At 64.8% G+C, this 7,960-nt stretch carries 7 protein-coding genes; 4 read left to right on the top strand and 3 right to left on the bottom strand.

The window, feature by feature from the left end; all coding sequences use genetic code 11:
• A partial coding sequence (locus tag QNJ67_23505; protein MDJ0611959.1) for an ATP-dependent metallopeptidase FtsH/Yme1/Tma family protein occupies positions 1-948 on the bottom strand: 948 nt, incomplete at its 3' end.
• A gap of 281 nt (positions 949-1,229) precedes the next feature.
• Between QNJ67_23505 and QNJ67_23500 the strand changes: the two genes are divergently transcribed.
• Positions 1,230-1,775, top strand: coding sequence for a peroxiredoxin (locus QNJ67_23500; protein ID MDJ0611958.1), 546 nt, complete (start codon positions 1,230-1,232; stop codon positions 1,773-1,775).
• Positions 1,776-1,862: 87 nt separating this feature from the next.
• Positions 1,863-2,414, top strand: coding sequence for a carboxymuconolactone decarboxylase family protein (locus QNJ67_23495; GenBank protein ID MDJ0611957.1), 552 nt, complete (start codon positions 1,863-1,865; stop codon positions 2,412-2,414).
• Between the two features lie 84 nt (positions 2,415-2,498).
• On the opposite strand, the gene QNJ67_23490 is transcribed toward QNJ67_23495, so the two are convergent.
• Positions 2,499-3,110 carry a pyridoxamine 5'-phosphate oxidase family protein gene (locus tag QNJ67_23490; protein ID MDJ0611956.1) on the bottom strand — a complete coding sequence of 204 codons (612 nt, stop codon included), beginning with the start codon at positions 3,108-3,110 and terminating at the stop codon, positions 2,499-2,501.
• Positions 3,111-3,231: 121 nt separating this feature from the next.
• Here QNJ67_23490 and QNJ67_23485 point away from each other — a divergent pair, with 121 nt between their 5' ends.
• Entirely contained in the window at positions 3,232-3,525 is a 294-nt protein-coding gene (locus QNJ67_23485; protein ID MDJ0611955.1) for a hypothetical protein, read from the top strand.
• Between the two features lie 196 nt (positions 3,526-3,721).
• Positions 3,722-6,940: a PAS domain S-box protein gene (locus QNJ67_23480; protein MDJ0611954.1), complete on the top strand. Its 3,219-nt coding sequence runs from the start codon at positions 3,722-3,724 to the stop codon at positions 6,938-6,940.
• A 61-nt stretch (positions 6,941-7,001) separates the two neighbouring features.
• Here QNJ67_23480 and QNJ67_23475 read toward each other — a convergent pair whose 3' ends face one another.
• Entirely contained in the window at positions 7,002-7,637 is a 636-nt protein-coding gene (locus QNJ67_23475) for a glutathione S-transferase family protein (protein MDJ0611953.1), read from the bottom strand.
• Positions 7,638-7,960 lie beyond the last annotated feature (323 nt).

The raw sequence follows: 7,960 nt of genomic DNA, 5'->3' as shown, positions 1-7,960 counted from the left end.
GTCGAAGCGGCCGGGGCGCAGCAGGGCCGGGTCGAGCACGTCGGGCCGGTTGGTGGCGGCGATCAGGATCACGCCCTCGCTCGCCTCGAAGCCGTCCATCTCGACCAGCAGCTGGTTGAGGGTCTGCTCGCGCTCGTCGTGACCGCCGCCCAGGCCGGCGCCGCGGCTGCGGCCGACCGCGTCAATCTCGTCGATGAACACGATGCAGGGTGCGTTCTTCTTGGCCTGCTCGAACATGTCGCGCACGCGGCTCGCGCCGACGCCGACGAACATCTCGACGAAGTCGGAGCCGGAGATGGTGAAGAAGGGTACCTCGGCCTCGCCGGCGATGGAGCGCGCCAGCAGGGTCTTACCGGTTCCCGGAGGCCCCACCAGCAGAACGCCCTTGGGGATGCGGCCGCCAAGGCGCTGGAATTTCTGAGGATCGCGCAGGAAGTCGACGATCTCCTCCAGCTCCAGCTTTGCCTCGTCAATCCCGGCCACGTCCTGGAAGGTGACGCGCCGGCTGTCCGGGGTCATCAGCTTGGCCTTGCTCTTCGCGAAGCCCATCATGCCGCCCTGGCCGTTACCCTGCATGCGGCGCATGAAGTAGATCCAGACGCCGAGCAGCAGGATGATCGGCAGCAGAGAGGTCAGCAGCGAGCCAAGGAAGCTTGGCTCCTGCTGGGGCATGGCGGTGATCCGCACGCCCTTCTCGGTCAGTGGCGTAACCATGTCCGCGCCCTGGGGCGCGTAGGTCTGGAACCGCGACCCGTCGCTCAGCGTGCCCGCCACCTGTTGTTCCTGAATGGTCACCTCGGCAACGCCCCCGGCCTCTACCTCGGCGAGAAAATCGGAAAACGGCAGGTTGGCCACGGCCTCGCGGCTCGGCGGCTGCAGGCTGCTGAAGGCGAAGAGCAGCAGAAGCCCCGCTGCCAGCCAGAGCAGTACCTGTTGTTGCGTCTTCATCGTCTAGCGTCCTTTCTCCATCAGTCCCGCACCTCATACGAAACCGCGGGCGGCGTTAGTTTAGAAGTGTTCTAAGAAACCTCGTCTTCAAGGGTCCGAGGACGGAGGAATATGGCGGGATCCGGCGGAAAGCCGCCCGGCGGGCCGGCGCCGAGCCGCTCCGGGGATGTCCGGAGTGCCAGTTTTAGAATTATTCTAATTTTTTCCGTAATCCACTCTCCTGAAATGATCGTAGCAGTGCCGGATTTCAACCCACAAACGCTCCAGAGGAGATCTAATCCATGCTTACCGTCGGCGATAAGCTACCCGAATTCTCTGTTACAGGTGTTAAGCCGGGCGCCATGCAGCCCACCGACGAGGCTTTCGAGACGCTGACCCAGGACAGCTTCTCCGGGAAGTGGAAGGTCATCTACTTCTACCCGAAGGACTTCACCTTCGTTTGCCCGACCGAGATCGTCGAGTACGCCAGCCTGAAAGACGAGTTCGAGGACCGCGACTGCGTCTTGATGGGCGGCAGCACCGACAACGAGTTCTGTAAGCTGGCCTGGCGCCGCGACCACGGTGACCTCGCGCGGCTTAACCATTGGTCTTTCGCCGACATCACGGGATCGCTGGTCGACGCCCTGGGCGTGCGATCCGACGAGGGCGTCGCGCTCCGCGCCACCTTCATCGTGGACCCGCACAACGTCATCCAGCACGTGACGGTTAACAACCTCAACGTGGGCCGCAGCCCGGCCGAGACCCTGCGAATCCTCGACGGCCTCCAGACCGACGAGCTCTGCCCCTGCAACCGGCCCGTCAGCGGCGAGACCCTCAAGGCCGCCTGATCTCCCGATCGCGACCGCGGACCGGAGCGCTTTCGGGCGCCCGGTCCCGCGCGCCGTTTCATTCCCCTGCCCGAGGAGGACTTAACCATGTCCGTCGAGACCCTGCGCAACGCTCTGCCCGAGTACGCAAAGGACCTGAAACTGAACCTGTCCAGCCTGCTGCGCGAGACCACGCTGACCGAGCAGCAGCTTTGGGGCACGCTCCTGGCGTCCGCCATGGCGTCCCGGAACGGCCCGACGCTGGCCGCGATCGAGACCGACGCCGCTCAGCATCTCTCGCCCGAGGCCGCGAAGGCGGCCAAGGCGGCCGCGGCGATCATGTCGATGAACAACGTCTACTACCGCTTCCTCCACATCGCCAAGGAGGAGGCCTACCAGTCCATGCCGGCGCGGCTCAGGATGAACGTCATCGCCAACCCCGGCGTCGAGAAGACCGACTTCGAGCTCTGGTCGCTAGCCGTCTCGGCGATCAACGGCTGCGGCCTCTGTGTCGACTCCCACGAGCACGAGCTGCGCAAGGGCGGCCTCAGCCGGGAAGCGATCCAGGCCGCCGTCCGGATCGCCTCGGTCGTCCACGCCGTCGCGGTGGTCATCGAAACCGAAGGCTCAGCTTCCGAGGCGCGGCAGGAGGCCGCGTAACAGCATCGCTCGCCAGAGCGCGCTGGAAAGCATTCAAGGTGATGAAGCGCGGCTCGGGTCGTTTCGGCCCGGGCCGCTTCCCGTTCAGGGGGCGAGCCACGTGGCCGAGAGCTGCCCGTCGTTCCGGTCGAACCGCGCGCGCCGATGGCCTCGGGCCGCGAGATAGAGCCATTCCAGCCGGACGGCCGCGACCGCGACCACGGCGAAGTTCTCGCGGCCCCGCTCGTCCTGTGCAGCGCCGCCGGGGGGCGCCGGCGGCGGCGTGTCGAGGGCTTGGCCGGGCCCCGCTTCCGCCCGGTAGCAGGCCCGGCTGTGCGGCTTCATGGCGGCCCAGATCTCCAACGCGGGCCCGCCGGTCAGGAGCCGTGCCCGCCCGTCGATCCTGACCTGGACCTTGCGGCCGGAGTCGTAGAAGTGGAGGGCGACCCGCGGGTCGGCCTCCAGCTCGGCGAACTTCGCCGAGCGGACGTCGGTGTGGAAGCGCAGGGTCCATTCCGCCGGCACCGCGCCCCGGAGCACGACCGTGCGCAAGGCGGGCGAGCCGTCGGGCCGGGTCGTGGCCACCGTAGGCGTGTGGAAAGGCGACCGCCGGTCGGCGATCCCGCGCCCGATCAGGCGCCAGGCCTCGGCGAGCGAGCCCTCCAGGTCGTCGTAGAAGGCGGGAGGGCCGGGGTGGTGGGCAGCAGTTTTCAGCATCGCGGTGCGCCGTGGTTTACCTGATTTGTTACGCCGACCGCCGGGATCGGTTCACCGGCCGCCGCTGATCCGGCAGACAGCCGAGGTCGTATGAAGAGATGGACACGCACAGGGGGATAACATGCTCTCAATCTACCGCGCGATCATGGATTCGGATGTCAATCCGCTGCGCAATCTGCAGCCGGCCCGGCGTTTCCAGGTCATGGTGCTTCTGAGCATCATGTGGACCACGATCTTCTGCGCTGCCACGGGCACGTGGCTCTGGTTCGGCGAGCTCCTGGCGGTGCACCTCCTCATCGCCCTTGGCTTCTTGGTTACCGGTATCACCTTCTACCGGGCTCAAGGTGTCCGCACCTACCGCGACCATCCCCTGCAGGACGGCACGGCGCGCTACGACGACGTCTGGGGCGGCTGAGTCTGCAACCTCAGGGCGTCCGACGTAAGGCATGGCCATTATTGGCGCTTCAGATGACGTGGTCTTGTAGAGAGGAAGAGGCTTACTTTCCTCATAGTCCTTGTTATATGGTCCAAATCCTAACTCCCGCGTCATAGGCAAGAGCAAGGCTGCCGGGCCGTAATCGCTGCGGCCGGTCAGGCTAGCCCGAGAGTGCATGGCAGAAAGACGTAAAGCCGAGAGGTCTTGCGCCGAGGCGACTTCGGTCAGGCTAAGCCCTGCCGGTGCGTCTCATGGACCCGATGCTCCCAAAGCCCATCGGAGAACGGCGGATGAGACTCCGCAGGCAAGCGAGGAACGCTACAAGCTGGCGTTGAGCGGATCCGGTGACGGTTTATGGGATTGGGATCTGGTTTCAGGCCGGGTCTACTTCTCGCCGCGACTTCTCGAGATCTGCGGGTTCGCATCGGACCTGGCGTTCATACCGGAGGGTCGGGTCATCGATTGCATCCATGCCGATGACCGCGAGCGATACAAGGAGGCCCTGCGCGCGCATCTCCGCGGCGATAAGGCGCGTTTCGAGTGCGAGATGCGTGTCATCGGTCGCGACCGCAGGGTGCGTTGGGTTCTGGACCGCGGGCGGGCTCTCCGCGACTCCCAAGGCAGAGCCATCCGGATGGCCGGCACGGTCATGGAATTCACGGAACGTCACGAGGCCGAGGTGGCTCTGCGGGAAGGTGAGCAGCGCTATCAACTCCTCAGTGACTACGCCTCCGACTGGATCTGGGAGATGGACGCCGAATTGCGCTTCTCCTTCTTCTCAGAGAGATTCGCGAAGATAACCGGTGTTGATCCTGCTTTGCTGATCGGCAAGCGGCGCTGGGAGATCACGGAGGAGGATACCGACGCCGAGCATTGGCGGCGCCACCGCGCCGACCTCGAGGCCCATAGGCCATTCCACGATTTTCGCTACAGCACCTCTCGCCCCTTCGGTCGTCTACGACACCAATCCTTGAACGGCAGACCGCTGTTCGACGAGCACGGCGTCTTCCGGGGCTATCGGGGCACGGCGAGGGACATAACCGACGAGGTCATGGCCCAGCAGGCCCTCGCCGAAAGCGAGCGACGCCTCGCCGACGCCGCCCACTTGGCGAAGCTCGGCTACCGGGTGTGGGATCTTGCAGCGGGTAAGGCGGTTCACGTCTCTGACGAGATGGTGCGGATTTACGGGTTGTCCTCTCTGGAAGAGGCCCTGGAAGCCTTCTCCTCGCGGGCGGCTGCCGCCGAGTGGATTCATCCCGACGATCTCGATCGCGTCGAGCGGGCCGAAGAGAAAGCCATAGAGACGGGCGAAGGCTACGGGCTGGAGTACCGGATGGTTTTGCGCGACGGCGAGGTCCGCCACCTGCATCTGATCGGTGAGGTACTCCGCGACGAGTCCGGGCGGGCACTGCAACTCAGAGCAACAATTCAGGACATCACCGACGAGGTAGCGGCAAAGGAAGCGCTACGAGAGAGCGAGTCGCGACTTGCCGATGCCACACGATTGGCCAAGGTCGGCTATCTCACCTGGGATGAGCAACAGGATCGCCCGATCCATGCCTCTGAGGAGTATTTTCGAGCACTGGGTCTCGCATCTGAGGCGGAGTTTCTGAAGCGCTTCAAATCGCGGAAGCAACTGCACGAAGCCTTGTTTCATCCAGAGGATATCGATCGCTGCAATGCCGAAATCAGGCAGGCGGTCGCGGAGGCCCGTAACACCGAACTGGAACACAGGATCGTGCGGCCGGATGGCGAGGTGCGGCATGTCCGCGCCATCGCCGAACGGGTCGCTGACGCGCAAGGCCGGACGCTACGCAGCCACGTGTCGATCCAGGACATCACCGACCTGAGACGCGCCGAAGCGGCCCTGAGGGAGAACGAAGCACGCTTTCGCGCCATCTTCGAGAACACGAGCGATATCATCGCGGTCATCAGTCCGGACGGCACGATGCTCATGCAGTCCCCGTCTGTGACAGAACTGCTCGGGTACCGTCCGGAAGAGAGAGTCGGCGAGTCAGCTACGAAGTACGTCCATGCTCAAGACCTGGACAAGGTCGCCCACGCGGTCGAGTGCCTCATCAAGAAGCCGGACGAACTGGTCTCGCTGCGGCTGCGCCTGCGGCACAAAGACCGCTCTTGGCGGATCTTCGACACCTTGGGGCGCAATGCGGTCGAGGTGCCCGGGATCGGCGGCCTCGTGTTCACCTCCCGCGACGTCACGGCGCAGGTCGAGCTGGAAGAGCACCTGCGCCAGGCGCAGAAGATGGAAGCCGTCGGCCAGCTTACCGGCGGCGTGGCGCACGATTTCAACAACATCCTGGGAATCGTGATGGGCAATCTGGAGATAGCCAAGGACCGGCTGGCGCCTGGCTCGGATCTAAGCCGCTACCTCGAGTCGGCCATCCAGGCGACGCAACGTGGTGCCACCCTGACCCAGCGCCTGCTGGCCTTTTCGCGAAAACAGCCGCTCAAGCCCGAGTCGGTCCACGTCGATCGCCTGACACAGAGCATGAGCGACATGCTGCGTCGTAGCCTGGGCGAGACCATCGAGATCGAGATAGCCGGCGACGCTGGTCTTTGGCCGTGCCGGGTCGATCCCGGCCAGCTCGAGAACGCATTGCTGAACCTGGCGATCAACGCCCGAGACGCCATGCCGGAAGGCGGCAAGCTGACTATCGAGGCTTCCAACACGCGGATTGGCGACGACTACACCTCGGCGCAGGACGAACTTGAGCCTGGGCAATATGTCCAAGTTGCGGTCACCGACAACGGTGTCGGCATTCCGGCAGACGTGATTGAGCGGGTCTTTGACCCCTTCTTCACGACCAAGGAGGTCGGTCGCGGAAGCGGTCTCGGGCTTTCCATGGTCTACGGTTTTGCGAAGCAATCCGGCGGCCACGCGTCGATCGACAGCGAGCAAGGTCGGGGCACGACGATCAAGCTCTATCTGCCGCGCGACTACGGCAGCGAAAGCGCCGCAGAGGATGAAGAGATGTCGGAGCTGCCGTCGGCGGCGCGAGGCGAGGTGGTCTTGGTTGTCGAGGACGATGCCGACCTGCGTAGACTGGTCGTGGCCATCCTCCGCTCGTTCGGTTTTTCGGTTCTCGAGGCCGCAACGGCGACTTCGGCCCTGGAAGTCTTCGACAAGGCGCCCTCGATCGATCTCGTGCTCAGCGACGTGGTGCTGCCGGGCGGCTTAAGCGGCCGCCAGCTTTCAGAGGAGTTGAAGCGGCGCAATCCGAAGCTGCCGGTTCTCTTTACCTCCGGCTACGCCGAGAGCGCGATCCACAATCAAGGCTATCTGGACCCCGGCGTTCTCCTTCTGCAGAAGCCGTTCCGCAAGGCCGACGTCGCGCGCGCCGTGCACAAGGCCCTCAAGATGGGCGGTTCGTAACGCCGACTCGTCGTTTCGCGATAAATCGTCGGACCGGCCCGATGAACGGCGTCAGCCGGGGTTAATCCGCCGCAAGCCCGGCGAACTCGGCGCGCAGCGCGTCACGAACAGTCTTGCGCCGCCCCATCATCTCGCGGTGGGCCGCGACCTTCGGAAAGCGCGCGGGGTCGACTCCGTCGGCTTCCATCCACTGAGCCAGGGTGAAGAGATAGGGGTCGCAGACCGTATAGTCCTCACCCCTGACATAGGGGCCGACGAAGAGTTGCTGTTCGATATGGGCGTAGCAGGCGCCGACCGAGTCCGGCACCTTGCGCTGCATCGCCGCGATTGCCTCCGCCTCGTCGGCCCAACGGTGGCCGCGCATGCGGTGGGCGTGGGCGACGTGCAGCGTCGCGCAGATGTAGCAGTTGAAGCTCTGCACCTGGGCGAAGGCGAAGGCATCGTCGAGCGGGGCCAGGCGCGCCGCCGGATAGGCCTGTGCCACGTAGGCGAGGATGGCCGGCGTCTCCGTCAAGACGCCGTTGGGCGTCACCAGCGCCGGGACGCGTCCGGCCGGATTGACGGCGAGATAGGACGCGCTGCGCTGTTCCGCCGTTTCGAAGGCGATCAGGTGAAGGCGGTAGTCCGCCCCGGCCTCTTCCAGGGCGACGTGAGACGCCAGTGCGCAGGTATCCGGGGCGTAGTAGAAGACCAGCATTCGCGGCGACCCTTCTCATCCACCTGGAGCGCGCCGAGCGTTACGCGCCCCCTATAATTACACAAGGGCCTGCGGCACGGCGTTCTATTGAAGTCGCCGCCACAAAGCTCTAGTACCGACTATCAGGATCAGCTGTGTCGTATAACGCGTTATCAAGTCTTTCGGTTAGGAGCGTGGTCCGCCGTGATGCGGGCCATCACAAGGGCCGCGCGACCCCCATTGGTCTCAACGGGGCCGAAAGCCTTGATAACGCGCCCGCGGGGTTGCCGAGGCGCCCGCCCGACGTCGTCAGCGGCGCTCACCGATGCTTCGGCATCGCTTTC

This window comes from Kiloniellales bacterium, from assembly GCA_030064845.1.
In the GTDB taxonomy this organism is placed as follows: Bacteria; Pseudomonadota; Alphaproteobacteria; order Kiloniellales; family JAKSDN01; genus JASJEC01.
Note: the sequence above shows the minus strand (reverse complement) of the source record. Positions and strands in the feature narration are given on the sequence as shown.

Coding starts and splice junctions, on each gene's coding strand:
- QNJ67_23480 (MDJ0611954.1), top strand. CDS start 3,722: ATGGCAGAAAGACGTAAAGCCGAGAGGTCTTGCGCCGAGGCGACTTCG.
- QNJ67_23485 (MDJ0611955.1), top strand. CDS start 3,232: ATGCTCTCAATCTACCGCGCGATCATGGATTCGGATGTCAATCCGCTG.
- QNJ67_23500 (MDJ0611958.1), top strand. CDS start 1,230: ATGCTTACCGTCGGCGATAAGCTACCCGAATTCTCTGTTACAGGTGTT.
- QNJ67_23475 (MDJ0611953.1), bottom strand. CDS start 7,637: ATGCTGGTCTTCTACTACGCCCCGGATACCTGCGCACTGGCGTCTCAC.
- QNJ67_23490 (MDJ0611956.1), bottom strand. CDS start 3,110: ATGCTGAAAACTGCTGCCCACCACCCCGGCCCTCCCGCCTTCTACGAC.
- QNJ67_23495 (MDJ0611957.1), top strand. CDS start 1,863: ATGTCCGTCGAGACCCTGCGCAACGCTCTGCCCGAGTACGCAAAGGAC.